The 25761-nt window shown below is 69.1% G+C and carries 23 protein-coding genes and 1 tRNA gene; 12 read left to right on the forward strand and 12 right to left on the reverse strand.

Features of this window, described 5'->3' with window-relative positions; genetic code table 11:
- Positions 1 to 6: 6 nt before the first annotated feature.
- Positions 7 to 486: a DUF4254 domain-containing protein gene (locus ACFU5M_RS05250; RefSeq protein WP_379043998.1), complete on the reverse strand. Its 480-nt coding sequence runs from the start codon at positions 484 to 486 to the stop codon at positions 7 to 9.
- Positions 487 to 761: 275 nt separating this feature from the next.
- Positions 762 to 2396 carry an HD domain-containing phosphohydrolase gene (locus ACFU5M_RS05255; protein WP_379044000.1) on the reverse strand — a complete coding sequence of 545 codons (1635 nt, stop codon included), beginning with the start codon at positions 2394 to 2396 and terminating at the stop codon, positions 762 to 764.
- A 279-nt stretch (positions 2397 to 2675) separates the two neighbouring features.
- Here ACFU5M_RS05255 and ACFU5M_RS05260 point away from each other — a divergent pair, with 279 nt between their 5' ends.
- Positions 2676 to 3662: a hypothetical protein gene (locus ACFU5M_RS05260; protein ID WP_379044003.1), complete on the forward strand. Its 987-nt coding sequence runs from the start codon at positions 2676 to 2678 to the stop codon at positions 3660 to 3662.
- Positions 3663 to 3758: 96 nt separating this feature from the next.
- Here the strand turns inward: ACFU5M_RS05260 and ACFU5M_RS05265 are convergent, their stop codons facing one another.
- A complete protein-coding gene (locus ACFU5M_RS05265) occupies positions 3759 to 4934 on the reverse strand; it encodes an acyl-CoA dehydrogenase family protein (protein WP_379044006.1) in 1176 nt (391 codons plus the stop codon).
- Between the two features lie 228 nt (positions 4935 to 5162).
- Here ACFU5M_RS05265 and ACFU5M_RS05270 point away from each other — a divergent pair, with 228 nt between their 5' ends.
- The gene (locus ACFU5M_RS05270; RefSeq protein ID WP_379044009.1) at positions 5163 to 6305 is read left to right on the forward strand and encodes a cystathionine gamma-synthase; all 1143 of its coding nucleotides are present in this window, start codon (positions 5163 to 5165) and stop codon (positions 6303 to 6305) included.
- 97 nt (positions 6306 to 6402) lie between these two features.
- On the opposite strand, the gene greA is transcribed toward ACFU5M_RS05270, so the two are convergent.
- Complete coding sequence (gene greA, locus ACFU5M_RS05275) at positions 6403 to 6897, reverse strand: transcription elongation factor GreA (RefSeq protein ID WP_379044012.1); 495 nt, start codon at positions 6895 to 6897, stop codon at positions 6403 to 6405.
- A gap of 297 nt (positions 6898 to 7194) precedes the next feature.
- Complete coding sequence (locus ACFU5M_RS05280; protein ID WP_379044015.1) at positions 7195 to 7665, reverse strand: DUF4307 domain-containing protein; 471 nt, start codon at positions 7663 to 7665, stop codon at positions 7195 to 7197.
- A 102-nt stretch (positions 7666 to 7767) separates the two neighbouring features.
- On the opposite strand from ACFU5M_RS05280, the gene mca reads away from it, so the two are divergent.
- The 3 genes from mca to ACFU5M_RS05295 all read left to right on the forward strand — a co-directional run bounded on the left by mca (position 7768) and on the right by ACFU5M_RS05295 (position 10395).
- Positions 7768 to 8652: a mycothiol conjugate amidase Mca gene (gene mca, locus ACFU5M_RS05285; RefSeq protein WP_379044018.1), complete on the forward strand. Its 885-nt coding sequence runs from the start codon at positions 7768 to 7770 to the stop codon at positions 8650 to 8652.
- Positions 8649 to 8927: a hypothetical protein gene (locus ACFU5M_RS05290; RefSeq protein WP_379044021.1), complete on the forward strand. Its 279-nt coding sequence runs from the start codon at positions 8649 to 8651 to the stop codon at positions 8925 to 8927. The genes mca and ACFU5M_RS05290 overlap by 4 nt, the downstream gene beginning before the upstream one ends.
- A gap of 157 nt (positions 8928 to 9084) precedes the next feature.
- Positions 9085 to 10395: an FAD-binding oxidoreductase gene (locus ACFU5M_RS05295; protein WP_379044024.1), complete on the forward strand. Its 1311-nt coding sequence runs from the start codon at positions 9085 to 9087 to the stop codon at positions 10393 to 10395.
- A gap of 51 nt (positions 10396 to 10446) precedes the next feature.
- Here ACFU5M_RS05295 and ACFU5M_RS05300 read toward each other — a convergent pair whose 3' ends face one another.
- Both ACFU5M_RS05300 and ACFU5M_RS05305 read right to left on the reverse strand, forming a co-directional pair.
- Positions 10447 to 12051 carry a TROVE domain-containing protein gene (locus tag ACFU5M_RS05300; protein WP_379044027.1) on the reverse strand — a complete coding sequence of 535 codons (1605 nt, stop codon included), beginning with the start codon at positions 12049 to 12051 and terminating at the stop codon, positions 10447 to 10449.
- A gap of 660 nt (positions 12052 to 12711) precedes the next feature.
- Positions 12712 to 12781 (reverse strand) — tRNA-OTHER (locus ACFU5M_RS05305).
- A 172-nt stretch (positions 12782 to 12953) separates the two neighbouring features.
- Here ACFU5M_RS05305 and ACFU5M_RS05310 point away from each other — a divergent pair.
- Both ACFU5M_RS05310 and ACFU5M_RS05315 read left to right on the forward strand, forming a co-directional pair.
- The gene (locus tag ACFU5M_RS05310; protein ID WP_379044030.1) at positions 12954 to 13532 is read left to right on the forward strand and encodes a TIGR03086 family metal-binding protein; all 579 of its coding nucleotides are present in this window, start codon (positions 12954 to 12956) and stop codon (positions 13530 to 13532) included.
- Positions 13533 to 14540: 1008 nt separating this feature from the next.
- On the forward strand, positions 14541 to 16595 hold the full coding sequence (locus ACFU5M_RS05315; RefSeq protein WP_379044033.1) for a thioredoxin domain-containing protein: 2055 nt from the start codon (positions 14541 to 14543) through the stop codon (positions 16593 to 16595).
- Positions 16596 to 16782: 187 nt separating this feature from the next.
- Here ACFU5M_RS05315 and ACFU5M_RS05320 read toward each other — a convergent pair whose 3' ends face one another.
- Both ACFU5M_RS05320 and ACFU5M_RS05325 read right to left on the reverse strand, forming a co-directional pair.
- Positions 16783 to 18411 carry an adenylate/guanylate cyclase domain-containing protein gene (locus tag ACFU5M_RS05320; RefSeq protein WP_379044036.1) on the reverse strand — a complete coding sequence of 543 codons (1629 nt, stop codon included), beginning with the start codon at positions 18409 to 18411 and terminating at the stop codon, positions 16783 to 16785.
- A gap of 118 nt (positions 18412 to 18529) precedes the next feature.
- Positions 18530 to 19153 carry a hemolysin III family protein gene (locus ACFU5M_RS05325; protein ID WP_379044115.1) on the reverse strand — a complete coding sequence of 208 codons (624 nt, stop codon included), beginning with the start codon at positions 19151 to 19153 and terminating at the stop codon, positions 18530 to 18532.
- A 276-nt stretch (positions 19154 to 19429) separates the two neighbouring features.
- On the opposite strand from ACFU5M_RS05325, the gene ACFU5M_RS05330 reads away from it, so the two are divergent.
- Positions 19430 to 20209, forward strand: a complete 780-nt coding sequence (locus ACFU5M_RS05330) for an isoprenyl transferase (RefSeq protein WP_379044039.1) — start codon at positions 19430 to 19432, stop codon at positions 20207 to 20209.
- Here ACFU5M_RS05330 and ACFU5M_RS05335 read toward each other — a convergent pair.
- Together ACFU5M_RS05335 and coaA are read right to left on the reverse strand one after the other, a co-directional pair.
- The gene (locus tag ACFU5M_RS05335; protein WP_379044042.1) at positions 20188 to 20403 is read right to left on the reverse strand and encodes a hypothetical protein; all 216 of its coding nucleotides are present in this window, start codon (positions 20401 to 20403) and stop codon (positions 20188 to 20190) included. The genes ACFU5M_RS05330 and ACFU5M_RS05335 overlap by 22 nt on opposite strands.
- A gap of 57 nt (positions 20404 to 20460) precedes the next feature.
- Positions 20461 to 21393 carry a type I pantothenate kinase gene (gene coaA / locus ACFU5M_RS05340; RefSeq protein ID WP_379044045.1) on the reverse strand — a complete coding sequence of 311 codons (933 nt, stop codon included), beginning with the start codon at positions 21391 to 21393 and terminating at the stop codon, positions 20461 to 20463.
- A 181-nt stretch (positions 21394 to 21574) separates the two neighbouring features.
- Here coaA and ACFU5M_RS05345 point away from each other — a divergent pair, with 181 nt between their 5' ends.
- Positions 21575 to 22774, forward strand: a complete 1200-nt coding sequence (locus tag ACFU5M_RS05345) for a DUF885 domain-containing protein (protein WP_379044048.1) — start codon at positions 21575 to 21577, stop codon at positions 22772 to 22774.
- 37 nt (positions 22775 to 22811) lie between these two features.
- Positions 22812 to 22982: a hypothetical protein gene (locus ACFU5M_RS05350; protein ID WP_379044051.1), complete on the forward strand. Its 171-nt coding sequence runs from the start codon at positions 22812 to 22814 to the stop codon at positions 22980 to 22982.
- 52 nt (positions 22983 to 23034) lie between these two features.
- Here ACFU5M_RS05350 and ACFU5M_RS05355 read toward each other — a convergent pair whose 3' ends face one another.
- The gene (locus ACFU5M_RS05355) at positions 23035 to 23493 is read right to left on the reverse strand and encodes a PaaI family thioesterase (RefSeq protein ID WP_379044054.1); all 459 of its coding nucleotides are present in this window, start codon (positions 23491 to 23493) and stop codon (positions 23035 to 23037) included.
- A gap of 94 nt (positions 23494 to 23587) precedes the next feature.
- Between ACFU5M_RS05355 and ACFU5M_RS05360 the strand changes: the two genes are divergently transcribed.
- Together ACFU5M_RS05360 and glyA are read left to right on the forward strand one after the other, a co-directional pair.
- Complete coding sequence (locus tag ACFU5M_RS05360) at positions 23588 to 24166, forward strand: TetR/AcrR family transcriptional regulator (protein WP_379044057.1); 579 nt, start codon at positions 23588 to 23590, stop codon at positions 24164 to 24166.
- A 123-nt stretch (positions 24167 to 24289) separates the two neighbouring features.
- Positions 24290 to 25585 (forward strand): serine hydroxymethyltransferase, encoded by a 1296-nt coding sequence (glyA, locus tag ACFU5M_RS05365; RefSeq protein WP_379044060.1) that lies wholly within the window; start codon positions 24290 to 24292, stop codon positions 25583 to 25585.
- Positions 25586 to 25761 lie beyond the last annotated feature (176 nt).

Raw genomic sequence — 25761 nt, forward strand, 5'->3', positions numbered from 1 at the left:
GTCGGCCTAGGCCGGTCTTCTGTCGCGCACCGTTTCGCGCACGCCGCCGGTGATCAGGTCGGTCCATTCGTCGGCCAGCAGGGCCAGTCGGTACCAGGCGGCGTGCACCCGCGCGTCGGACACCTTTTCGGCGGTGTGCAACAGGTGACTGGCGTGGACGTGCGCGGCGGCCATACGGTCGACGGTGGCGCCGACGGATTCGGCGCGCAGATGGTCGGTCGAACGCTTCCTCGGCAGCTGGTCGATCACCCACGCGTCGATGGTTGCGACCAATTCGGCTCGGCAGCAATCTATTCCGGCTGTGGCCAGTGGATCGCGGTGGCGCCGGCGATGCAGCGCGGCCAGCGTCGCGGCCCAGCCGAGCAGGGGGTGGTCTTTCGCCGGGTCACTCGGATGGCCGCCGAACGCGGCCACCAGTTCGCGCTGGTCCGGCAGTTGCCGGGCGATGCCGTGGGAGCGCCGGGGCAGATGGTCACGCACGAACATGGCAGGCTCCCGGTGCATCCGGAACCGACCACGGTGCGCGGGGATCGATCGTCAACGTGTGCATCTTCGCACCTCCGATGGTGTGGCGGTGGAGGCATCGCCCCAATGCCCATATCCCCCACTATCATCCGCATTCCCCTTGGCCTGACGGTGACGCCCATATGGCACCTGAATGACGAGAGGTAACAATCCTCTACCTATCCCGCCAGGAACTCGTGTGAGGCCGGACTTCAAAACCTGGGCACCGCGGGCTCTGTGCGAGAACGTGATTCGGGTCAGCCGGGCAAGAGGTGGTGGGACATGGCGAAGACGGCGGCACCCGCTCGGGTGCGGTGGCCGGTCTTGGCGCGCAAAGCGGTGAGATGGTTGGTGACGGTGCGTTCGGGGAGAAGCAGCTCGGCGGCGATCTCCCGGCCGCAGCGGCCGCGAGCCGACAGGCGCAGGACGTCGATCTCGGTTACGGAGAGGCCGTGGCCCGCGAGGTCGGTGTGGTCGGCGGCGGCCGCGATCACGGCGGCACAGGCGTCACCGTCGAGGCGGCCCGCGGCGACTTCGGCGCCGAGGTGCGCCGCGGCTTCCTCGGGACGGGCGGCACGACGATAGGGCCGCGCCTCGGTCCGGGCCGCGAAGACGTCCGCGGCCGCGAGTAATCGGGCCCCCGCCGAAGCGTCCTGCTCACCGCGGGGGTAGCCACTGCCGTCGAGCCGTTCGTGGTGCCCTGCCGCGAGATCGGCCAGATCCGCCAGCCCGGGGCAGCGGCGCAGAATACGTTCGGTCCAATAGCTGTGCAGCCGAACGCGTTTCCAGTCCAACGGTCCGAGCGGGCCGCCGCGGTCCCAGACTGTGCTGGGGACCGCGGCCCGGCCGAGATCGTGCAGCAGTGCGGCGGCGCGCAGTGCCGCCCGGTCGTCGGCGGGCACGCCCATCCGGGTGGCGGCGGCATCGGCCAGCCCGGCCACGTGCGCCGAATGGCCCAGGAGATAACGGCCTTTCAAGTCGACGACCATGGCCAGTGCGTGGCCGGGCCGGTCGAGTTCGGCGAACGGAAGCGTAGCCGGCGGCCCCGGCTCCGCGGCGAGAACGGCGGCGAGCAGGTCGGGGACGTCGAGCACCGCGCGGATGGGCTCGGCGTCACAGACGGCGACCAGGTCGGGGTCGAGGTGCCCACCGGCCCGTCGCCGCAATTCGTCGAGGACGGCATTTCGCCGGCTCGCCACAGTGCCCGGTCCGGGCCGTGCCGGGTCGCGCCCGGCCTCATCCGCCCGATGCCCGTTGCCTTCGTGCGCGACGCTGCGATCCACCCGTGGGACGGTCGCGGGCTCCGCGCCGATCCCGTCGAGCGCGAGCACCGCCTGTTCGGCCACGTGCAGGATCCGTCCGGTGAGCGAAATGGCTTCGCCGCGTAGCTGGTTGGGCGCACCGAGCCCGTCCCAGCGTTCCTCCACCTCGGTCAGTGCGCGGACGGCGGCATCCGGCAGGCCCAGTCGCGACCCGAGCGTCCGGACGATCTCACTCGATGAACGCAGGGCTTGCGGGGCGCCGGCCCGCACCTGCGCCACGAACCGATTACGCAGCGCCGATTGGGCGGCGGGCGACCAATTGCCGAATCGGCGCAGCTGCGCGGTGAAGACGGTGGAATCACCGGGATCGAGCACATGGCATGCGCGTTGGAAGGCGATGTCGTCGACATAGGACTCCGCGTTCTCCGAGGCGCGGCCGGTACATCCGAGGGCGGCGAGCAGTGCGGCGTGGAACACCGCTCGGCGCTCGGCGTCCGGCAGCCCGATCCGCTCGGCGAGGTGGGTGGCGACCAGGCAGGTGGCCAGCCCCTTTCCGAAGGGCATTCCGGTGGCGAGATCGGTGGTCAGCGACAGTGCCGCGAGGACCTCGGCGGCGCGGATCGACGACATGCACCGACAGTAGTGTCCGTTCGCGGCGCGCGCAGGACCAATTCGGTTCTCCTGAACCGTAATCCGCGCCGGATCACACCACTGGATCGAGCCCGCACCGGATCGGCCGCAGGACGGCCGGTGGGCGCCGATGGACCGATTTCGGGCGCCCGAGCGCAATGAACATAATTTGGCAACTTATTCGCAAATCGCGTTGACCAGTGAAGTCTCAGAGGTATAACCGGGCAGTATGTAATGGTGGCAAACGCCATGTGGTGGACGGATAGCGAAGGGAAGGTAATGCGCACCTCCAGTTCGGCTATCGATTATCAGCAGGGATTATCCGACGTGTGGAGTTCGGTGGCGCGGTTCGTGCCGCAACTCGCCGGGTTCCTCGTGATCCTGCTCATCGGCTGGCTGGCCGCCAAAGCGGTCGCCGGCCTCGTGGGCAAGGCGCTGGAGCGGGTCGGTTTCGACCGCCTCGCCGAACGCGGCGGGATCCGGCAGCTGCTGGCACGCAGCCGCTACGACGCCCGCGATCTGCTGGCGAAGCTGGCGTACTACGCGATCTTGTTGCTCGCGCTGCAGCTGGGCTTCGGCGTCTTCGGGCCCAATCCGGTGAGCGACACCATCGACGGCATCGTTTCCTGGCTGCCCAAGGCGGGCGTCGCGATCGTCATCCTGGTCGTCGCCGGCGCGGTCTCCCACGCGACGCGCGACAGGGTCGGCAGCCTGCTCGGCGGCCTGTCCTACGGCGCGATGCTCGGCCGGATCGCGGCGGTGTTCGTCTGGGGTATCGGCATCGTGGCGGCGCTGAACCAGATCGGCGTGGCCACCTCCGTCACGCTGCCGATCCTCATCACGGTGCTCGCCACCATCGGCGGCATCCTGGTGGTCGGCCTCGGCGGCGGCATGATCCGTCCGATGCAGCAACGCTGGGAGAACTGGCTCGGCGAGCTGGAGGAGGAGATGCCCGCGGTGCGCGGGCATGCCGCGGCCTATCAGCGCGGCCGCTCGGACGCAGCTCGTGAGCAGCTGTGGATGGATCAGCAAGCGGCGCGGGGGCAGCAGTGGGACGACCGGCCGGACCTCGGCGCGGAATGGCAGTGGGACCGGCGGGTCGACCGAGGGGATGGCGGGCCGTGGCAGGACGGTCCGGGGCGGCAACGGCACCAGCACGGTGCCCGAACCCGCGGGCAGCTCTGGGGCGACGGGGCGAGGTCCGGCGGCGCCCACCCGCCGTCGCGGGAGTACTTCGACCTCCCCGACGAGGATGATTTCCGTTAGAGCAGCAATTGTTCAGTTTTCCTCGACGCCCATCGCACTTCTCAGCTTGGCCGCTATTCCAGCGATATTCAGCAAATATTCATGCGAAACGGGGTGTCAACGGAAAGCATTCGCGTCGGTCAAGGCTCGGCCGAGCACCAGTTGATGCACCTCCGCGGTGCCTTCGTAGGTGAGCACCGACTCCAGATTGTTCGCATGGCGAAGCACGGGGTAGTCGAGTGTGATGCCGTTGGCGCCGAGGATGGTGCGGCATTCGCGGGCGATGGCGATGGCCTCGCGCGTGCTGTTCAGCTTGCCCGCGCTCACCTGCTCCGGTGTCACCACACCGCGGTCCTTCAGCCGCCCGATGTGCAGCGCGAGCAGTTGACCCTTGCCGAATTCCAGCGCCATGTCGGCCAGCTTGGCCTGGGTGAGCTGGTAGGCGGCCAGCGGCTTGTCGAACACCTCGCGGGTCCTCGCGTACTCGATGGTGGATGCCAGGCACTCGCGTGCCGCACCGAGCGCGCCGAAGACGATGCCGAAGCGCGCCTCGCTCAGGCATGCCAGCGGGGAGGCCAGCCCCCGTGAGCGCGGCAGCACCGCGTCGGCGGGCAGGCGCACGTCGTCGAAGTCCAGTTCCGCGGTGACCGACGCGCGCAGCGACAGTTTGCGACGCATTTCCCGCGCCGTGAACCCGGGCGTCCCCGCGGGCACCAAGAATCCGCGGATCACCTGCTTGCCCTCGTCCTCGGTCTGCGCCCAGACCACCGCGACGTCGCTCACCGACCCGTTGGTGATCCACATCTTCGAACCGTTCAAAACCCAGTCCGCGCCCTCGCGCTTCGCCCTGGTGCGCATGCCGCCCGGATTCGAGCCGAAGTCGGGTTCGGTCAGCCCGAAGCAACCGAGCGCGCGGCCCGCGGCCAGCTCCGGCAGCCACTGCTGCTTCTGTTCCTCCGAGCCGAATTCGTAAATCGCGGTCATCGCGAGCGATCCCTGCACCGAGACCATGCTGCGCACGCCCGAGTCGACCGCCTCCAGTTCCTGGCAGGCCAGGCCGTAGGTGGTCGCCGACATGCCCGCGCAGCCGTACCCCTCCAGATGCATACCGAGCAGTCCCAGCTCGCCCAGTTCCGGGGCGAGTTCGCGGGCCGGGAAGGTGCCCGTCTCGAACCACTCCGCGATGTGCGGACGCAGTCGCCGGGCCGCGAAGGCCGCGACGGTGTCCCGGATCTCGCGCTCGTCCTCGGACAGCAGTGCATCGGTGGCGAACAGTTCTTCCACGGTGACCATGGACTCAGCCTAGAGGGGGCGGTTCGCGTGAGACCGAACTCACCTCCGCCGTATCGGCACAGTATTTCCGGCCCATCGACGACATCGATGTAACTCGATCGGATCGAAGGGCCGGATTCCGTGATGCCGATGCCTTTGTGGGGGTTTGTCCGATTCTCCTGCGCACGCGGCCGCGATATGCACACACCGGGAAGTTGCCTGGGAATCGCCCCGATTAGGCTGGCCCTCATGAGCGAGCTGGGATTCTCCACACGGGCCGTGCACGCCGGGTATGAACCCGATCCGCAGACCGGCGCGGTGAATGTGCCCATCTACGCGAGTTCGACGTTCGCCCAGGACGGCGTGGGCGGTCTGCGCGGCGGTTTCGAATACGCCCGCACCGGCAACCCGACGCGGTCGGTGCTGGAGGCGAACCTCGCCGCGCTGGAATCGGGCCGCTACGGCCGGGCGTTCGCGTCCGGTATGGCCGCGACCGACTGTGCGCTGCGCGCCACGCTGCGTCCGGGCGATCACATCGTGATCCCCGACGACGCCTACGGCGGCACCTTCCGGCTGATCGACAAAGTCTTCAGCCAGTGGGGGATCGAGCATTCGCCCGCGCACGTCTTCAACCTCGACGAGATGCGTGCGGCGATCCGGCCGAACACCAAGCTGGTGTGGGTCGAAACCCCGACCAACCCGCTGCTGAGCATCGGCGACATCCCGGCGCTGGCCGAAGTCGCGCACGCGGCGGGCGCGAAGCTGGTCGTCGACAACACTTTCGCCACCCCCTATCTGCAGCAGCCCTTGCTGCTCGGGGCCGACATCGTGGTGCACTCCACCACCAAGTACCTCGGCGGCCACTCCGACGTCATCGGCGGCGCGCTGATCACCGACGATCCGGAACTCGACGCGGCATTCGCCTTCCTGCAGAACGGCGCGGGCGCGGTTCCCGGCCCGTTCGACGCTTTCCTCACGCTGCGCGGCATCAAGACTCTCGCGCTGCGGATGGACCGGCACTGCGACAACGCCGAAACCCTCGCCGAGTTCCTGTCCCGGCATCCGTCGATCTCGCAGGTGATCTACCCCGGTCTGCCGGAGCACCCTGGCCATGCCGTCGCAGGCAAGCAGATGCGCCGATTCGGCGGGATGATCTCGGTGCGGCTGCACGGCGACGTCGAAGCCGCGCGCAAGTTCTGCTCGCGGACCGAAGTGTTCACCCTCGCCGAATCGCTGGGCGGTATCGAGTCGTTGATCGAGCATCCGGCCGCGATGACGCACGCCTCCACCGAGGGGTCCGACCTGGAGGTGCCCGCGGACCTGGTGCGGCTCTCGGTCGGTATCGAGGATGTCAGCGACCTGCTCGCGGACATCGAGCAGGCATTGAGCTAGGTTCACAGACATGAGGAAGCGGCCGCACCCGATGCTCGGGCGCGGCCGCTCGTGTCCGCGGGGGTATCGGCCGGGCGCGGGGCCGCGGCCGAGTGCATCAGCTGTGGTAGGGCTCGGCGCTGATCAGGGTGACCTTCATCGTGTTGCCGTTGGGCAGGGTGTATTCCCTGGTCTCGCCGACCTTGGCGTCGATGAGCGCGCCGCCGAGCGGGGAGCTCGGCGAGTAGGTCTCCAGCTTCGAATCGCTGAGACCCTCCTCGCGGGTGGCGATCAGGAAGGTTTCGGTGTCCGTTTCGTCGCCGTCGTAGTAGACCTTGACGACCGACCCGGGAAGCGCGACGCCGGACTTGGTCGGTGCGACGCCGACCTTGGCGTTGTTCAGCAGCTCCTGCAGCTGGCGAATGCGCGCCTCCTGCTGACCCTGCTCCTCGCGGGCGGCGTGGTACCCGCCGTTCTCCTTGAGGTCGCCCTCTTCCCGGCGTTCGTTGATCTCGGCGGCGATGACCGGACGGTTGGCGATGAGCGCGTCGAGTTCGCTCTTGAGCCTGTCGTGCGACTCCGGGGTCAGCCAGGTCACTTGCGTCTCAGTCATCTCGATCACTCCCTAGTAGTTGTTCCCGGCAGGCCGGGATTCCCTGAGCACTGGCGTGTACCCACCCGGAAGCGGGCATGCACCAGTCGACGGCTAGAGCGATCCTGGGAAGTTCATCGAACCCCGACAGGCCCTGGTCGCGGGCAAGCTCGCAAGCCCGAACCGTCAGCGCTGGCCGCCAATGCAGCAAACACGGCTCCGAGCCCCGGAACCGTGTATCACGCCATTTTAGCATGATTCACAAATGTGCAGGTCGGAGTTGATTTCGTGGGCAGGTCGCCGGTAAATGCGCGGAAATCAGCCAGCTCGTAGGTAGCCGGGTACCCGATCGCTGCACGCGTACACACTGCCCGACGCGGGCCGCGCGGACGAGCGCACAACGGTGGTCAGCTCCACCGTCCCGCTGCTCGACGGTTCGATCAGCACTTCGCGGCGGCCGAGTTCGGAGCCGTCACGCGCCATCGCGCGGACGAAACACACCACCGGCCGCTCCGGATCGGCCCGGGTGACCTTGAGCCGGATGGTCATGGTCGAGTCGTCGACGACGACATAGCCGAGCTGCTCGGCCTCGATATCCTCCGGCCCGTACTTCTGGTAGCCGAGGTAGGCCACGCCGAGGCCGGCGAGTACCACCAGCACGCCGAGCACCGGCACGATCCAGCGGCGCGGCGTGCGGGGCCGGGTGCCGTACCGGTCGGCCGGAGGTCGGCCCGTGGACGCCGCCGTGGCCTTCGCGGCACCGCCGGGCTCCGGCGCGGGCTGGCTCATGGTGGTCGCTCCCGGGGGGTACGTCGGAACAAATGTCGGTCGAATGGAACTATAGGTAACGAAGCCCCGACACCCGCGACCGAGAGCGACGGAGAACGAGACGTGAGTGGCCTTCGCCTCATGGCGGTGCACGCCCACCCAGACGACGAATCCAGCAAGGGTGCCGCGACGACCGCCCGCTACGCCGACGAAGGACACGACGTCCTCGTCGTGACGCTGACCGGCGGAGAGCGCGGAAGCATCTTGAATCCGGCCATGGACACCCCCGGCGTCCTGGACCGGATTCACGAGATCCGCCGCGAGGAGATGGCCGCCGCGGCTCACGCGCTCGGCGTGCGCCAGCACTGGCTGGGATTCGTCGACTCGGGGCTGCCCGAGGGCGACCCGCTGCCGCCGCTGCCCGAGGGCAGTTTCGCGCTGGTTCCGCTGGAGGAGGCCACCGAGGCCCTGGTGCGCGTGGTACGCGAGTTCCGGCCGCACGTGATGACCACCTACGACGAGACCGGCGGCTACCCGCACCCCGACCACATCCGCTGCCACGAGGTGTCGATGGCGGCGTTCGAGGCGGCCGGGGATCCCGAGCGCTTCCCCGACGCGGGGGAGCCGTGGACGCCGCTCAAGCTGTACTACGACCACGGCTTCAGCATGCGGCGGATGGAAGCGTTCGCCGCGGAGTACGAGCGTCTCGGCGAACCGTTCCCGATGCAGGAATGGCTGGACCGGATGCGCAAGTACGCGGCCGAGCGTGGTGACATGTTCGCCCGGATCACCACCCAGATCGAGTGCGCCAAATACTTCCCGCAGCGCGACGACGCGTTGCGCGCGCACGCGACGCAGATCGACCCGAACGGCGCGTTCTTCGCCGTTCCGCTGGAGATGCAGCAGCGGTTGTGGCCGACCGAGGAGTTCGAACTGGCCAAGACCCGGGTGCGCACCGAACTGCCGGAGACCGACCTGTTCGCGGGCATCGAGGACGAGCGGTCGTGACGCTGGTCCTGCTCGCCCAGACGCCCGGGACGCCGACCGGCCCCGAGTTCGGCAAGGCGTCGCCGCTCGGTCTGGTCCTCGTCCTGCTCCTGCTCGCGGGAACCTTCCTGCTGATCCGTTCGATGAACCGGCACATCAAGGGCCTGCCCGCGACTTTCGAGCCCGAGCACCCCGAACCGGACCAGGAGGCCGACGAGGGGACCGAGCACGGCATCACCCGTCGTGCCGAAGGGACCGAAGGCGCCGGCCCGGACGGGCGCGCCGAATCGGGTTGACCGGGCACTAAAGCCCGCTGAGCTGCTCTTTGTTACTTCTCCGCACTCTCTTTCGTCAATGCGGTAGTCGCGGCACGAACCACGGCCCGCCCCCAGGACGGCCGGCTCCGCATTCGTCGCTCGCGTCTGCATCGAACGCTGAGAGTCAGGACGAGCAATGACATTCGACGAACTGCGCGCCGCGCTGCCCGGTCGCGTGCTGGTGGCCGGTGACGAGGGTTTCCAGACCGCGGCCCGGCCGTGGACGACGACGGTCACCCAGCCGGTGGCCGCGGTGGTGTCGGCCGGTGACGCCGGCGATATCGCGACCGTGGTCCGGTACGCGGGCCGCGTGGGCGCGCCGGTGGTGACCCAGCCGACCGGTCACGGCGCGTCCGGCGGAGTGCCCGACGCGATCCTGTTGCGCACCGGGCAGTTGAACGGCATCGAGATCGACGCCGAGCGGCGCGTGGCGCGCGTCGGCGCCGGTGTGGCCTGGGGCCGGGTGCAGGCCGCCGCCGCCAGGCACGGGTTGACCGGCCTGGCCGGCAGCAACCCGGTGGTCGGCGTCACCGGCTACACCCTCGGTGGCGGTATGAGCTGGTTCGGCCGCAAGCACGGCTGGGCCGGTGACGCCGTGCGCGCGTTCGAGGTCGTGGACGCCGAGGGCGCGAAGCGGCGGGTCACCGCCGAGGACGATCCGGACCTGTTCTGGGCGCTGCGCGGCGGCGGGGGCGACTTCGCCGTGGTCACCGCGCTCGAGTTCGACCTGTTTCCCGCGCCGGAGCTGTTCGGCGGCCGCATGCTGTGGCCCGAAGCGCGGATCCGCGAGGTCTTCGACGTCTTCCAGGAGATCACCGCCGCCGCGCCCGATGAGCTGAGCGTGTGGTTCCAGCGGTTGCAGATCCCGGACGCACCGCCCATGGTCGGCCTGGACGCGGTGTACCTCGGCGATCCGGACCACGGGCGTACGTTGCTCGCGCGGCTGGACGCCATCGGGGATCCGATTCTCGACAAGCGCGGCGTTTTCGGGCCCGCCGACATCGGCGCGGTCACCGGCGAACCTACGGACCCGAGCCCGTCGCTGTCGCGTGCCGAGCAGCTCACCGATCTCGGCGACGCCGTGGTAAAAACCCTGATCGACGAGCCGGTCGCACCGCTGGCGAACGTGCAGATCCGGCACCTGGGCGGTGCCTTGGCCGAAGCCAGGCCGGACGGGGGCGCGCGTGGCCCGATCGCGGAGCCATACCTGCTCTACTGCCTCGGCCTCGGACTGCCGCACCTCACCGACGCGGTTACGGCGCGGCGCACCGCGCTCGTCGACGCGGTGAGCGGGCAGATCAGCGGCCGCAAGCCGTACACCTTCCTCACGCCCGGCGAAACCGCTTCGGCCGCTTTCGATTTAGCGACGCTCGCCCGGCTGCGCGAGATCAAGCGGGCCCGGGACCCGCACGGCGTCATCCGGGCCAACTATCCGGTGCTCGGATAGACCGACGGCGACGGGGCCGAGACCGTCTGGTGGTCTCGCCCCCGCCGCAGCTCAGAAGGGCCAGTCGGCGTCGCGGCCCGCCTCCAGCAGCGGGATCATCCGGAACGCCGCGTCGGTCAGGCCGCCGAAGGTGTGCCGGTACGCAGTGCCGCCGGGGGCGTGCCCGTAGCGGTAACCCGCCAGGTTCCAGGTGTAGAGCGGCACCCGGCCGGGCAACGCCTGGCCGACGTCGCCGTCGTGCGCCTGCTCGTCGGTCAGGATGACGACCCGGTCGTGGCCCGCGTAGTGCTCACGCACCGCCGTGGCCGTGTCGGTTCCCCAGCCGAGGAAGTAGCCCTCCTCATGCCACCGCCGCACCGCCGCGAGCACCGGCTCGGCGCGCCGCCGCGGAAAAGCCAGGCTGCCGGGACGGGTGCGGCCCTTCCAGGTGCCACCGGGGCTGGAGTACGACACCACGTCCGCCTGCGCGCAGCGCCGGGCGAGCGCGAGGCCGAAGAGGGCGGCGGCGTCCCAGCGTGCCAGCTCGCCGTCCTTGGCGAACCCGGCTCGCATCGAGCCGGAGGTGTCCACCAGCACCAGCGTCCGTCCGGGCAGGGCGGGCACGGCGGCCAGCGAGTGACCGAGCGCCTGTTCGAGCGCGTGGCCCCAGCGCAGCGACGGCGCGGCCCGGTACGCCGACAGGAACCGCATCGGTAGTTGCCGCGAGCGGGCCACCTGGTGCTGGTCGGCGAGTTCGGCGGCTACGTCCGCGGCCACCGCGTCGCTCACCCCGGCCTGGTCGAAGTTGCGCAGGTTGCGCAGCTTGGCCATGTAGCCCATGGTCGGGATCAGCGCCTCCCACACCGCCGCGTCCATCGGACCTTGCAGCCAGCCCGCGACCGCCTCCCAGGTCATGCCCGCCGCGCGCAGCGTGGCGCGGGCCCGCTCGGGGTCGTCGAACAGCGCGCGGCGCTGCCCGGCCGGACGCGCCATCAGCTCCGCACGAGCCCGAAGCACGGCCAGGGTGGTGTTCGGCGCGCTCTCACGGCCGTACCGCCGGTCCAGCGCGTGTGCGAACAACGCACCTTGCCAGGGCTTGTCGGCCGCGGGCGCGGGATGGGTCAGCTGCAACACGTCGGCGAACCGGAATGCTCGTGCGGCGCTGTCCCACTTGAGCAGGGCGCGCTCGTCGTACAGGCGGCGTACGGCGTCGGCGATGCCGCGCTTGACCGGCTTGGGCAGCGCGCGCCCGTGTGCCGCGGTCCAGTAGGCGAGCAGTTCTCCCGGCTCGTCGGCGCGCTGCAAGACCGAGTCGATCACCTGCCGCGACATTCCCGCCGCGTCCGCGTCCAGCCGCGCCTTGGCGAACTCGGCGGCGCCGGCGATCGCGGCACTGCGCATGTTCGCCTCGGTGCGCAGCCAGCGCAGGAAGCGTGCGGTCCATTCCGGGTCGGCGAGCGTCGTCCGGCGCACCAGCGCGCCGTAGCGGTCGTCGCGCTGACCGGCGGACTCGTAGAAGGTGTGCTCGCCGGCCATGTTCGTGACGGCGAGCAGGAACAGCTCGCTCTGTGGGGTGCGCGCGTATCCCGCGCCGCCCTCGAACGTGCGGCCGGTGGGCCGGGTTTCGCTGGTCACCGGTGAAGTCGCGCCGGGGCGCGCGAAGTTGAACTTGCTCATTCTTCCCCCAGTCGTACGCGGGGACACACGCAGCGCATCGGCCCGAGATCGAAACCTTCTGCGGCGCACCAGTCGACGCGGGCGCGGATCGGCCCGCTCGTGGAAGTAGCCGTGAAGTCGCACCGGGCCGGTGCGTGCGATGCCCCCCGAGATGATCGTTCGTCCGCGGCTTTCCCAAGGGATCGTGGTCGAGAAGTAGCCGCCGACTTCGCACCGGGAGGTGCGATGGAGTTGTGGCGCACCCGGTGAATTCCGGATGCACGAGAAACTGTAGCGAGACCGAACCTTGTGTCGCAGCTTATTTTTCGCGAGATGTCCGAGAAAGGCGGCCACGGCATGCTCGCCGTATCGAGCGACCGAAATTGCTTCGGCAGGAGTTGAACCCGAAGTAGCCGTAGCCTGCGCACCGGACACGCACCGCGATTTCATTCGAGCGAACCGGTCCGAGATCGTATTCGGGCCACGGACATGCCCCCCGTGCTCGCCATTACACTACCGCCTCGCGGACGGTCCGGATTCGAACCGGAACTTGTGGGTCCCGAAGTAACCGTGGTCCGCGCACCGGGCCGGTTCGCGCGTGTGCTGGTCGCGCTGTTGTACACCCGAGATCGAAATCGGCGACGGTACGTACCGCTCTGCCATTGAGCTACCGGACCGTGAGGGCCCGGGCGGGACTCGAACCCGCAACCTGTCCATTAGAAGTGGAAGTATCCGTTGCCTGCGCACCGGGTGCATCGCCGAGCTTAGCGAGCGCGTTCGCCTCGCGCATCCGAATAATGTCCGGAGTCCCGAGAAGCACACTGCCGGCAACTATTCTGGCGCACTGTGCTGTTCGCATTACCGCGCACTTGTCGGCTCCCTGTGTTACCAATTCAGCCAAACCGCTCGACCGAAGGAAGCTCATGGACAACGTGATCGGACAGATCGACCGCGCATTGGATGCAACCGGAGCGATCGTCGCCGCCGTGGGACGAGCGGATCTGGCAGGGCCGACGCCGTGCCGGGGGTGGGATGTCCGCGCCGTGCTCAACCACACCGTGGGCGGCATGCACATCTTCGCGGCCGCGCTGAGCGGCACGGATGCGGGCGCCGAACACGAATCCGACTGGCTCGGCGGTGATCCGCAGGGCGCGTACGCCGCGGCGGCGGAGGTGGACCGCGCCGCCTGGCACCGGCCCGACGCGCTGGACGGCACGGTGGGCATTTCGCTCGGCGAACTGCCCGGCCCCGCGGCGGCGCTGGTGCATCTCACCGAGGTTCTCGTGCACGGAGTCGATATCGCGGTGGCCATCGATCGGCCGGAGCTCGCCGACGACGAGCTATGTGGCGAACTGCTCGCCACCATGCAAGCCATGGGAGGCATCGATACTTTCCGCGGCCCCGGCGTTTTCGGCCCAGAAGTCGCCGTCGCCGACGACGAACCGGCACACCGCCGGTTGTTGGCGTATGTGGGTCGAGAAGTGCTCGCCAGAACCGCCTAGTCGGCGGAACGAGCCCCCATCCGGCGTGGCAGGGGGCATGCGCACTTCACCCGGTTGCCGGTAATTCTCCACAGGTCGCCGCCGACACCCGCTCCGAGTGCGTGGACTGAGATAATTCGCAGCCGGAATATTCGAGCGATAACCGTCATTCGTCTTCATCGTGCGGGAGCGGCCGAACCGGAATCGGTCGCTCCCGCACGGCGCATCGGGCGCCCGAGATCTGGGCGGCGACGGATTACCGGCCCGAGTGAATCGAGCCCGACGGATCCGAAGACCCTGCCGTGGACAGCTCTACCGATTGAGCTACCGGATCGATCCGATCCGGACGGGACTCGAACCCGCAACCAATCCAGTGAATACGGAAGTATCCGTTGCCTGCGCACCGGGCGTGGATAGGACTGTATCCGGTCGATTCGAGAACCCGCAGCTCATTTTCTATCCGTCCGGCGCAACCAGGTAGCGCAGAATGGTTTTGCCTGATCACTCGGTGGTCTGCGTCGAGCGGACAGGTGGATCTCGTGGCGGTGATCACCCTTCGGCCGTCATGCAGGAGTCCATGCGCGCCGAGTTTCCGGTGCGGGCGCGTATGAGCCCACCCGCTGCGCTCGAGTCGGGTCGCGCACGGTGAGCCGTTCGAAGGTCGTGCCGGTGTCGGCGGTTACCGCCTCCGGCCTGCGGATGAGCAAGCTTCCACCGCCACCGTTCGCGCGGCGGTGGACCCAACCACGACCCTCGGGCTTCGGCACGACGAAGTTCTGCCCACGGCCTTCTTCGCCCCGTAGGCCGCCTGGTGGAGGGTTCACCGCGGTAGCGAAGGGTGGACACGCCGGCTCGCTCGGCCGTGAGTGGCGAATGTCGGAACCGCCGACTGTGTGTCCACTCCGCAGTAGTGCTAGTCGGTTGGCACCAGCGCTCTTCGTCCTGCGATCCTGTCGTCTCCCCGCAGGAGAGCCGAGACCACCGGCTGTGCTGCCCGCATGGCGCGTGGATGGGCCGTACGGTGGAGCCATGAACCGGCTCGGAGAGGCGACGTCCCCGTACCTGCGCCAGCATGCGGACAACCCGGTGCACTGGCGGGAGTGGGATGCCGAGGCACTGGCCGAAGCGCGCGAGCGGGACGTGCCCGTCCTGCTCTCGGTGGGGTACGCGTCCTGTCATTGGTGCCACGTGATGGCGCACGAGTCGTTCGAGGACGCGGACACGGCCGAGCAGATGAACGACAACTTCGTCTGCGTGAAGGTCGACCGGGAGGAGCGGCCCGATCTGGACGCGGTGTATATGAACGCCACGGTCGCGATGACAGGTCAGGGCGGCTGGCCGATGACATGCTTCCTGACCCCCGACGGCGAACCGTTCTACTGCGGCACCTACTACCCGAAGCTGCCGCGCGGCGGCATGCCGTCGTTCACCCAGTTGCTCACCGCGATCAGCCAGACCTGGCACACCCGCCGGGACGAGGTGATCCAGGCCTCCGCACAGGTGGCGGCGGCGCTGCGGGATCAGACGGCGGGACTGCCGGATACCGACCTGACGATCACCCCGGAGTTGCTCGCCCATGCCGTCGCCGCCGTGCTGCGCGACGAGGACGCCGAGCACGGCGGGTTCGGCGGCGCTCCCAAATTCCCGCCGTCGGCGCTGTTGGAAGGCCTGCTGCGGCATTGGGAGCGGACCGGTGAGCGCGCGGTGTTCGACGTGGCGGCCCGCACCGCCGAGGTGATGGCGCGAGGTGGCATCTACGACCAGCTGCGCGGCGGATTCGCACGGTATTCGGTCGACGCCGCCTGGCTGGTGCCGCACTTCGAGAAGATGCTCTACGACAACGCGCAGCTGCTGCGCGCCTACGCGCACCTGGCCCGGCGCACTACATCGGTGCTGCCGGAATCGTTGTCGCATCGGGTCACGCGGGAGACCGTACGTTTCCTGCTCGACGACCTGGGGACCGCCCAGGGCGGCTTCGCGTCGGCGCTGGACGCCGACACCCACTTGGAGCCCGGCGAACCCGGCGTCGAGGGCGCGACCTATGTGTGGACGCCCGCCGAGCTGGCCGGCGCTCTCGGCGCGATCGACGGTGGGTGGGCGGCCGAATTCTTCGGCGTCACCACCGCCGGGAACTTCGAACAGGGCACCTCGGTGCTGACCAGGTATACCGAGCCGACCACGGAGCAGGACACCGCGCGCCTGGAACGCGTTCGAGCGGCTCTGATCGCCGCCCGCGACCGCCGCCCGCAGCCGGACCGGGACGACAAAGTGGTCACCGCGTGGAACGGAATGGCGATCACCGCGCTCGCCGAAGCCGCGGCCGCGCTGGACGAGCCGCGGTGGGTCGCCGCCGCCGTCCGGTGCGCGCGCTTCCTGCTGACCGAGCACGTGGTGGACGGGCGGTTGCGGCGCGCCTCGCTCGGCGGCGTCGCCGGCGCCGCGCCCGGCATCCTGGAAGACCACGCCTGGCTGGTCACCGGGCTGCTCGCACTGCACCAGGCCACCGGCGAACTGGGCTGGCTGGAAGACGCGCAACGCTTGCTGGACATCGCGATCGAGCACTTCGCCGACCCGGACCAGCCGGGCGGCTGGTTCGACACCGCCGACGACGCCGAAACCCTCGTCGCGCGTCCCCGCGACCCGATCGACGGCGCCACGCCTGCGGGCGCCTCCGCACTGGCCGAAGCGCTGCTCACCGCGGCGGCCGCGAGCGACCCCGCACGTGCTGTTCGCTACCGCGAGCTCGCCGACCGCACCCTCGAGCGCGGCGCGATCGTGCTGGCGCGTGTGCCTCGTTCGGCTGGGCAGTGGCTCGCGGTCGCCGAGGCGGCACTGCGCGGTCCGTTGCAGGTCGCCATCGCCACCACCGAGCCGGCCGCCCACCCGGCCGAATTGCTCGCCGCGGCTCGGTCGGCCGCTCCGGGCGGTTCGGTCGTCCTCGCCGCTGCCCCGAACGCCGTCCCCCTCTTGGCCGACCGGCCCTTGGTTCACAACGCGGCAGCCGCCTATGTCTGCCGCGGGTCCGTCTGTGACCTTCCGGTCTCCACTCCGGACCAGCTCCGGGCGGCACTGCAACGGAACTAGCGGGAAGACGGGCGATCCGCCGCCGCAGGCTCCACCCCTCCATTGGTCCGTCGTCGGCGCCTCGGGCGCCAGAAGCGTGGCGCCAGATCCCCTTTGCGTGCGGCAAATCAGGTCGCGTATGCGCACTGATATCCGGCTACCTTCTGCCGGTTCGCGGCGAAGTGACTTTCGGTTTCGCGGGAGGGGCCTAGCGCCGCGGCGGGGCGTCGAGTTCGGATTCCGGCGTCTTGGTGCCATCGGCCGGGGGTTCGGCGGTGTGGATTTCGATGACCGGGTTGGTGTCCGCGGGCAGGTCGGGCTCATCGGTTTTCGTGTCGGTATTTCCGGGCTCGGCGTCGGAGGCGTCGATGTCGGTCCAGCAGGCCGTCGGCTCCTTCATGCCGCGCAGCACGATGGTGTCGTAGCACGTCCATTTGGCGCGTTCGTGTTCCGCGCCCGCCTCGATCACGGCTTGGCTCACCAGGATTCGCCGCGGCACCTCCTTGGCCGCCGTGGTGAGCCGGGCGGCTTCGTTGACGGCGTCGCCGATCACCGTGAACTCGAGCCGGGTGTCGGATCCGACGTCGCCTGCGAACACCGGTCCGCGTGCGACGCCGATTCCGATGTCGAGTTCTCCGGTGGCGATCACCTCGTCCCGGATGCGGCGCGCCGCCCGCAGGGCCGGGGTGGCGTTGTCGCCCAACGCGATCGGCGCTCCGAAGACGCACAGTGCCGCGTCGCCCTCGAACTTGTTGACCAGGCCGTTGTTCTCCTCGGTCGCCGCGACGACGATCGCGAGCAATCGGTTGAGCTTGGCCACGAACTCCTGCGGCGGCAGCCCGGTGGACAGTTCCACCGACCCGGTCACGTCGACGAACAGCGCCGATACCTCGCGCACGTCACCGGTGAGATCCGCGCCGCGGGCGAGCGCGCGCTCGGCCACCTCCGTCCCGACATGCCTGCCGAACACCTCCCGCATCCGCTCGCGCTCGCGCAGGTTCGCCGCCAGCTCGTTGACCGAATGCTCCAACCTGCCGATCTCGCTGGTACTGCCGATCGGCACCCGGGCGCCCAGGTCGCCCGAGGCGATCCGGTCCAGGGCCTGACGCAGGGTGCGCATCGGCGCGGCGACCGCGCGAGCGAGGAATGCCGTGGCCAGCGCGCCGACGCCGATGCCGACCCCGGACAGGTAGATGGCGGTGCGGACCCGGTCGGGCGCGGCGGCGGCCGGATCGGCCAGTACGACGATCAGCATGAGCAGCGGAAGCGCCGCCGCCACGGCCCAGGTCAGCACGACCCGCACCAGCACCGAGGAACTCCAGTGCATGGTCCAGCCGAGGACCCCGGCGACCACCGGAATGGTCGGGCGGATCAACCGGTCCACGATCAGGAAGGTGACCGCCGCCGACTCGAAAGCGCCGATCGTGAACAGCGCCGCCGTCACACCGGGGTCGTTGTCCGGGCTCAGCTGCGCGAAGATCACGGTCGCCACGATGACGCCGGGGATCCACAGTGCGAGCGCGCGCATGGTGATCGCGACGGGCAGGTGCAACAGGCGCCGCGCCTCCACCTCGGTCGGCTTGCGCGCGGCGTCGAGCCAGCCGAAGTAGGTCTTCCGGTCGCGCACCGCGAGCACGATGCCGGCCAGGAAACCCATCGCCGGATAGATGCCGACGAAAGCCAGCGCCCGCGGCCAATCCGGGCCGAGCCTGCCGAGGAACCCGTTCAGCCACAGCTGGGTGACGATCACCGCGAGGCCGCTGAGATTCGCCGTGGTGACCAGCGCGGCCAGCCCACCCCGCGCTTTGAGCGCCCAGACGACGAGCTTCGCGATCATGGAGTCCGCAACCCCGACGGCCGACGCGCACCGACTCCGAGTGCGCCGGTCATCTCCCTCGCCGTCCCATCACGCGCGCCGCCCCTCCTCGTCCGACCTCCCCGTCGACTCTATGCGCTCAGCGCAAGACGACGAGCCAGACCGCCGCGTAATGGGTCAGTGCCGCGAGCACCGTGGCCGCGTGGAAGAACTCGTGGTGGCCGAAGACGTCCGGCCACGGGTTCGGCCACTTGGTGGCGTAGAGGATCGCGCCGCCGCTGTAGAACAGGCCGCCGATCAGCAGCAGAATCAGCGGCGCGATGCCGATCTGGGTGTTCAGCTCTCCGGCCACCGGCACGATGGCCCAGCCGAGCAGCAGATACAGCGGAACGCCGACCCAGCGGGGAGCGGTCGGCCACAGCAGTTTCAGCGCCACTCCGGCCAGCGCGCCCGCCCAGACCACGGCCAGCAGCGTCTGCCCGGTGCGGCCGGGCAGGCCGAGCAGGGCGAAGGGGGTATAGCTGCCCGCGATGAACAGGAAGATCATCGAGTGGTCGGCTCGCTTCATCCGGATGCGAGCGCGAGTGGTCGGCCAGGTCACCCGGTGGTAGACCGCGCTGACGCCGAACAGCCCGCACACGGTGAGCCCATAGATCAGTGTGGACCATCCCGCGGTCGCCGAGATCGTCGTGGCGGTGGCGATCAGCACGACCGCCGCGATCGCCGCGACGCCGACGGCCCAGGTATGGATCCAGCCCCGCATGCGTGGCTTGACCAACGCATCGGCGAGCGCTTCGCCTGCCGAGCCGGGGACCGGCGTGACCGGTGCCGGTTGGGTGGCGCCGACCGATTCGGACACGAGAACCTCCTCGAGGGGCAGCCGGACGAGTCTATTCGCGGCCCCGCGCCGGGCCCGGTACCGACGAGCCGGCTAACCCGTCAGTAACCTACGCAACCGTAACTTGTGCGCTCTCGGCCACTGTACCGGCCCATCGCGGTCGATGCCGTGATCGTGCCCCCGAGGCGTAGGGTTGCCCGCGTGGAACTTCCGAGTCAGGTGCGGGGTCTGCCGTATCGCATCTACGAGACCCGGCTGTCCAGGCAGCTGGCCGGCAAACAACATCCCCGGCACGTCGCGGTGATGTGTGACGGCAATCGCCGCTGGGCGCGGGAGAACGGTTTCACCGACGTCAGTCACGGCCATCGGGTCGGCGCGCTGAAGATCGCCGAATTGGTCGGCTGGTGCGAGGCCGAGGGCATCGAGATGGTGACCGTCTACCTGCTGTCCACCGAGAACCTGCAGCGCGATCCCGACGAATTGGAGACGCTGTTCGAGGTGATCACCGACGTGGTCGAGGAGCTGTCGGCGCCGGAACAGAACTGGAGCGTGCGCATCGTCGGCTCGCTCGACGGCTTTCCCGAGCTGATCGCCAAGCGGCTGCGCACCGCCGCCGAGCGCACCGACGGCCGCGACGGGGTGCACGTCAATGTCGCGGTCGGCTACGGCGGCAGGCAGGAGATCACCGACGCGGTCCGCTCGCTGGTCCGTCAGGAGATCGCCGCGGGCGAGACCGGCGAAGACCTGGTTCAGTCGATCACCGTGAACGCCATCGGCCAGCACCTCTACACCTCCGGTCAGCCCGACCCCGACCTGGTCATTCGCACTTCCGGCGAGCAGCGGCTGTCCGGGTTCCTGCTGTGGCAGAGCGCATACTCGGAGATATGGTTCACCGAGGCGTATTGGCCGGAGTTCCGCCGGGTGGATTTCCTGCGGGCGCTGCGCGACTTCGCCGCGCGTCACCGCCGCTTCGGCGTCTGAGTCCCTCTCGGCCCGGTGAATTCGGTGCCACCGCCGCCGTTCCCGCGTATATCGCCGAACCGCGGCCGGGCGACGTGCGCGTCGATGTGGCCGCCGCCAAGCGCGGGCAGTTGTCGCGCATCCTCGACGGCGTCGATCACGAGATCAAGCGTTTCGTCGCCCGATACATCTCCGCCGAGATCCGAAAGCCGCACGTCCGCGCTATAGACGTCGCCCGACGCCTGGATGAAGCGTGGAAATTGTAAGCGGAATCACAATTTCCGCAGCCGCAGCCGGTTGATGGTGTGATCGGCGTCTTTGCGCAGCACCAGGGTCGCACGCGGACGGGTGGGCAGAATATTCTCCACCAGATTCGGCCGATTGGTGTTGTTCCAGATCTCCTGGGCCGCGGCGGTCGCCTGTTCGTCGGTGAATCCGGCGTAGTGGTGGAAATGCGCGTTCGGATCGGCGAAAGCGGTGTTGCGCAGAGTGAGAAACCGTTGCACGTACCACTTCTCGATGTCTTCGATACGCGCGTCGACGTAGATCGAGAAGTCGAACAGATCCGAGACCATCAGGCGCGGACCGGTCTGCAACACGTTCAAACCCTCGACGATCAGAATGTCGGGCTGGCGCACGCAGTGCAGCTTGCCCGCCACGATGTCGTAGGAGATGTGCGAATAGACCGGGGCGCAGACTTCGGCAGCACCGGATTTCACCTCGGTGACGAATCGCAGCAGCTTACGGCGGTCGTAACTCTCCGGAAAACCCTTGCGGTGCATGAGGCCGCGCCGGGTGAGTTCCGCGGTGGGGTAGAGAAATCCGTCGGTGGTGACCAGGTCGACCCGTGGGTGGTGATCCCAGCGGGCCAGCAGCGCCTGTAGTACGCGCGCGGTGGTCGACTTGCCCACCGCGACGCTGCCCGCGACGCCGATCACGAACGGCACCTGCTGGTCGGGATGGGTTTCGCCGAGAAAGGTCGCGGTCGCGGCGAACAACCGCTGACGTGCGGCCACTTGCAGATGGATGAGACGAGCGAGCGGAAGATAGACCTCCGCGACTTCCTCGAGATCGATCTGTTCCCCGAGACCGCGCAGGCCGATCAGTTCTTCCTCGGTGAGCACCAGGGGAGTCGATTTACGCAGGGTCCGCCACTGTTTCCGGTCGAATTCCACGTAGGGACTCGGCTCGCTCATTCGTGCCACTTACCCGACGCTCCGTTTCGGCAAACACGCACAGTCAGGGCGCGGATCCGGTGAGATTCGGTCTAGCTGTCGCCGCATAGCCGAATTCTGCTCCGCGTCAACATCGTGGGATGAGCGGGGTACCACTACCGGTTGGTAACCGACTCGATGACCCGGGTGTGAACCGCTAATGTCGGCTGGCATGGATGCGCATCCGCTCGTGACCGAATACTTGCGGCTCGGCCTCGCCTTCGACCGGCTGGAGGAAGGGTTCGTCGACGCCTACACCGGCGACCCGGCGCTGCGCCGCGCGGTGCAGAACGCGCCCGCGCCGCAGCCGCGCGAGCTGGCTCGTCGTGCCGCCGAGTTGCGTGCCGAGGTGCCGGAGGCCGGGCTGGCGCCACAACGCGCCGAATTCCTCGATGTGCACCTGCGCGCGCTGGAGTGTTCCGGACGAAAATTCGCCGGGGACGACATCGGGTTCGTCGAGGAGGTCAGCGCCTATTTCGACGTCGACATCGCGCCCGGCGACGTGGACGACTATCGAGACGCGCACCGGCAGATGGACGAGGTGCTCGCCGGAGACGGCCCGCTGGCCGAACGGGTGGCCGCGCATCGCAAGGCCGATGAGATCCCGCCGGAGCGCCTGTCGGTCTGCGTCGAGGCGTTCTCCAGCGCGCTGCGCGAGCTGGTCCGCGCCCGCTACCCGCTGCCCGACCGCGAGCACGTCACCTACGAGGTGGTCGGGGACAAGCCGTGGTCCGGGTTCAACTACTACCTGGGCAACTATCACTCCCGGGTCGCGATCAATTCCGACCTGAAGCAGCACATGGCGCACCTGCCGCAGCTGATCGCGCACGAGTCCTATCCGGGGCACCACACCGAGCACTGCCGCAAGGAGGCCGGCCTGGTCGCCGCCGGACAGGCCGAGCAAACGCTGTTTCTGGTGAACACGCCGCAGTGCCTGATGGCCGAGGGGCTCGCGGATCTGGCGCTGCGTTCGATCGTCGGGCCCGGCTGGGGCAAGTGGGCGCAGGAGATCTACGCGGATCTGGGGTTGCGCTTCGACGGCGAACGAGCCGAACGCCTTTCGAACGCCTCGGCCGCCCTGCTGAGCGTGCGCCAGGACGCCGCGCTGTTGCTGCACGATCGGGGGCGCTCGCACGACGAGGTGGCGGAGTTCTTGCAGACCTGGAACCTGACGACACCGGAGCGGGCGCGCCAGTCGCTGCGATTCCTGTCCTCGCCGCTGTGGCGGGCGTACATCTCCACCTACGTCGAGGGGTACCGGCTGCTGGGCGGGTGGCTCGATCGCGCGGTCGACGCCGAGGACCGGGCCGATCGCTTCCGCAGGTTGCTCGACGAGCCGCTCACGCCGGCAGCGGTGCGCGCGGCCGCGTGAGCCGGTGCCCGACGGGAACGGGCTGAGCGGTTACTGGATGACCGCGCAGCCCTGCCCGCCCGCGGAGATGCTGAACCCGCCGGGGCCGGCCCGATCTCGCGCCGACCGTCTCCAGTTCGGCGATCAGCGGCGACCGGACGCCGAGCCGGTCGAGCAGGCCGACGGCCGGGTTGACCAGATAGCGGCCGACCAGGCGTTCGCGCCGTAATTTCCGTACCGTGGCGCTCGGTGTTCGTGCAGCTATGGCAGTGCTCCTCGGGTCACTGTGGTGCGCGGAAGATGACGCAGGTGGTGGTGGCGTGCGCGACCAGGCGGCCCTGCTCGTCGACCACCCGTCCCTCGGCGGTCGCGGTGGTGCGCCCGACGTGGATCGTGGTGCCGGTGGCGGTGAGGCGCTGTCCGCCGGTGGGCACGGCCCGGATGTAGTTGATCTTCAGCTCCAGCGTCGTGTACCCGACGCCGGGCTCCAGCGTGGTGTGCACCGCGCAGCCCATCACCGAGTCGAGCAGGGTCGCGCAGATGCCGCCGTGGGTGGTACCGAGCGGGTTCGCGAAATCGGGCCGGGTGCGCAGTGCGAAGACCACCTTGCCGTGTTCGAGTTCGTCGACCTCCATACCGAGCAGATCGCCGATGAACGGCGGACGATCCGTTCTGCTCATCGCGGTACGCAGGAGTTCGAGACCGGACAGTTGGGCCGCGTCGGCTGTGGCTTCGGGCATCAATCCCATCCTTTCGATGAACCGATCGGTCCACATCTGAGATGATTGCAACATGGACCGATCGGTTCACGCAACCCTCGAGCAAGGAACTCGCATGACCGCAGGGCCGCGCACCAGGCTGATCGACAGCGCCATCGAACTGGTTCGCGAGCAGGGTGTGCACGCCGCCGGGCTGGCCGCCCTGCTGGAACGCAGCAACGCCTCACGCAACTCGCTCTATCAACACTTCCCTGCCGGAAAGAGTGAGCTGGTCGAGACCGCCACCCGGGTGGCCGGCGCGCGGATCGGTGAGGTGATCGACAAGGTCACCGCCGCGCCGCCGCGTCGCTGGTTCGATTCACTGCTCGGTTGGTGGGTGCCCGCACTGCAGAGGACCGGCTATCGCGCCGGGTGCCCGGTCGTCGGGGCGGCGCTGGCCGAGTCCGAGCCCGGCGTGCAGGCGGCGGCGGGCGAGGTCTTCGCAGATTGGCACGAACGGCTCGGCGCGGCATTGGTGGCCGCGGGCATGACCGCCGATGACGCGCGCTCGTTCAGCAGTTTCGCGTTCAGCGCGATGGAGGGGGCCATCGTCCAGGCGCGAGCCATGAAGTGCACGCGGCCGCTGGAAGACGCGCAGCGGCATCTCTCGGTGCTGCTGGAGAACTACCTGCCGGAGATCGGCGACTCCCGCTGACCGGGCGGCGGCCGGCCCGGCGCGTGCGAACGGGGTGTCGCGCGTCACGGCCACACCGCATGTCGCGCCACTGGTGTGAACCCCCTGCCCGAGGGCCGGGCCCGCGGCCCATAGACTGAGGTCGTGACGCAGACGACCGCCTCTGTCAATTCCCAGTCTCTCGGTGAGCTCGATCCGGAGCTCGCTGCCGCGATGGCAGGCGAGCTCGCCCGCGAACGCGACACGCTCGAGATGATCGCCTCGGAGAACTTCGTGCCGCGCGCGGTGCTGCAGGCGCAGGGCAGCGTGCTCACCAACAAGTACGCCGAGGGTTACCCGGGGCGGCGCTACTACGGCGGCTGCGAGCACGTCGACGTGGTGGAGACCTTGGCGCGCGACCGCGCCAAGGAGCTGTTCGGCGCCGAATTCGCCAACGTGCAGCCGCATTCCGGCGCGCAGGCCAACGCCGCGGTGCTGATGTCGCTGATGGACCCGGGCGACAAGCTGCTCGGCCTCGACCTCGCGCACGGTGGTCACCTGACCCACGGCATGCGCCTGAACTTCTCCGGCAAGCTCTACGAGGTGCACTCCTACGGGGTGAGCAAGGAAGACCACCGCGTCGACATGGACGAGGTGCGCGAGATCGCCTTGCAGGCCCGGCCGAAGGTGATCGTGGCGGGCTGGTCGGCTTACCCGCGCCACCAGGACTTCGCGGCGTTCCGCTCGATCGCCGACGAGGTCGGCGCCTACCTGTGGGTGGACATGGCGCATTTCGCCGGTCTGGTCGCCGCCGGTCTGCATCCCTCGCCGGTGCCCTACGCCGACGTGGTGTCCTCGACTGTTCACAAGACCCTCGGCGGTCCGCGCTCCGGCCTGATCCTGGCCAAGCAGGAGTACGCGAAGAAGCTGAACAGCGCGGTGTTCCCGGGCCAGCAGGGTGGCCCGCTCATGCACGCCATCGCAGCCAAGGCCGTCGCGTTCAAGATCGCCGCGGGCGAGGAGTTCAAGAACCGTCAGGAGCGCACCCTGTCGGGCGCCAAGATCCTGGCCGAGCGGCTGACCGCCGCCGACGTCAAGGACAAGGGCGTCAGCGTGCTCACCGGTGGCACCGATGTGCACCTCGTGCTGGTCGACCTGCGCAACTCCGAACTCGACGGCCAGCAGGGCGAGGACTTGCTGCACGAGATCGGTATCACCGTGAACCGCAACGCGGTTCCGTTCGACCCGCGGCCCCCGATGGTCACCTCCGGCCTGCGGATCGGTACCGCGGCCCTGGCCACCCGCGGCTTCGGCGACACCGAGTTCGCCGAGGTCGCCGACATCATCGCGAGCGCGCTGGCCGGCAGCGCCGACCTGGACTCGCTGCGCGCCCGCGTGAGCAAGCTGGCACAGGACGTTCCGCTGTACGACGGCCTGGAGGACTGGCGTCTGCTGGGCTGACGCCGGGTTTCGCGCAGCGCCGGGCCGACGTTGGGCGGGTGTACGACTGCGTCGTCGAGTTCGGGGGATATGCACCGTATCGCCGCCGAAGCAGACGCTCGTGCCGTGCGCCCGCAGCACGACGGTGGTCCCCGAAACGCATGTCACGGTGACCCGGCCGGGACGAGGTGAGTCCC

Origin of the sequence: Nocardia sp. NPDC057455 (genome assembly GCF_042802775.1) — a bacterium.
Taxonomy (GTDB): domain Bacteria; phylum Actinomycetota; class Actinomycetes; order Mycobacteriales; family Mycobacteriaceae; genus Nocardia.

Coding starts and splice junctions, on each gene's coding strand:
- ACFU5M_RS05250 (WP_379043998.1), bottom strand. CDS start 486: ATGTTCGTGCGTGACCATCTGCCCCGGCGCTCCCACGGCATCGCCCGG.
- ACFU5M_RS05255 (WP_379044000.1), bottom strand. CDS start 2,396: ATGTCGTCGATCCGCGCCGCCGAGGTCCTCGCGGCACTGTCGCTGACC.
- ACFU5M_RS05260 (WP_379044003.1), top strand. CDS start 2,676: ATGCGCACCTCCAGTTCGGCTATCGATTATCAGCAGGGATTATCCGAC.
- ACFU5M_RS05265 (WP_379044006.1), bottom strand. CDS start 4,934: ATGGTCACCGTGGAAGAACTGTTCGCCACCGATGCACTGCTGTCCGAG.
- ACFU5M_RS05270 (WP_379044009.1), top strand. CDS start 5,163: ATGAGCGAGCTGGGATTCTCCACACGGGCCGTGCACGCCGGGTATGAA.
- greA (WP_379044012.1), bottom strand. CDS start 6,897: ATGACTGAGACGCAAGTGACCTGGCTGACCCCGGAGTCGCACGACAGG.
- ACFU5M_RS05280 (WP_379044015.1), bottom strand. CDS start 7,665: ATGAGCCAGCCCGCGCCGGAGCCCGGCGGTGCCGCGAAGGCCACGGCG.
- ACFU5M_RS05295 (WP_379044024.1), top strand. CDS start 9,085: ATGACATTCGACGAACTGCGCGCCGCGCTGCCCGGTCGCGTGCTGGTG.
- ACFU5M_RS05300 (WP_379044027.1), bottom strand. CDS start 12,051: ATGAGCAAGTTCAACTTCGCGCGCCCCGGCGCGACTTCACCGGTGACC.
- ACFU5M_RS05310 (WP_379044030.1), top strand. CDS start 12,954: ATGGACAACGTGATCGGACAGATCGACCGCGCATTGGATGCAACCGGA.
- ACFU5M_RS05315 (WP_379044033.1), top strand. CDS start 14,541: ATGAACCGGCTCGGAGAGGCGACGTCCCCGTACCTGCGCCAGCATGCG.
- ACFU5M_RS05320 (WP_379044036.1), bottom strand. CDS start 18,411: ATGATCGCGAAGCTCGTCGTCTGGGCGCTCAAAGCGCGGGGTGGGCTG.
- ACFU5M_RS05325 (WP_379044115.1), bottom strand. CDS start 19,153: ATGCGGGGCTGGATCCATACCTGGGCCGTCGGCGTCGCGGCGATCGCG.
- ACFU5M_RS05345 (WP_379044048.1), top strand. CDS start 21,575: ATGGATGCGCATCCGCTCGTGACCGAATACTTGCGGCTCGGCCTCGCC.
- ACFU5M_RS05350 (WP_379044051.1), top strand. CDS start 22,812: ATGACCGCGCAGCCCTGCCCGCCCGCGGAGATGCTGAACCCGCCGGGG.
- ACFU5M_RS05355 (WP_379044054.1), bottom strand. CDS start 23,493: ATGCCCGAAGCCACAGCCGACGCGGCCCAACTGTCCGGTCTCGAACTC.
- ACFU5M_RS05360 (WP_379044057.1), top strand. CDS start 23,588: ATGACCGCAGGGCCGCGCACCAGGCTGATCGACAGCGCCATCGAACTG.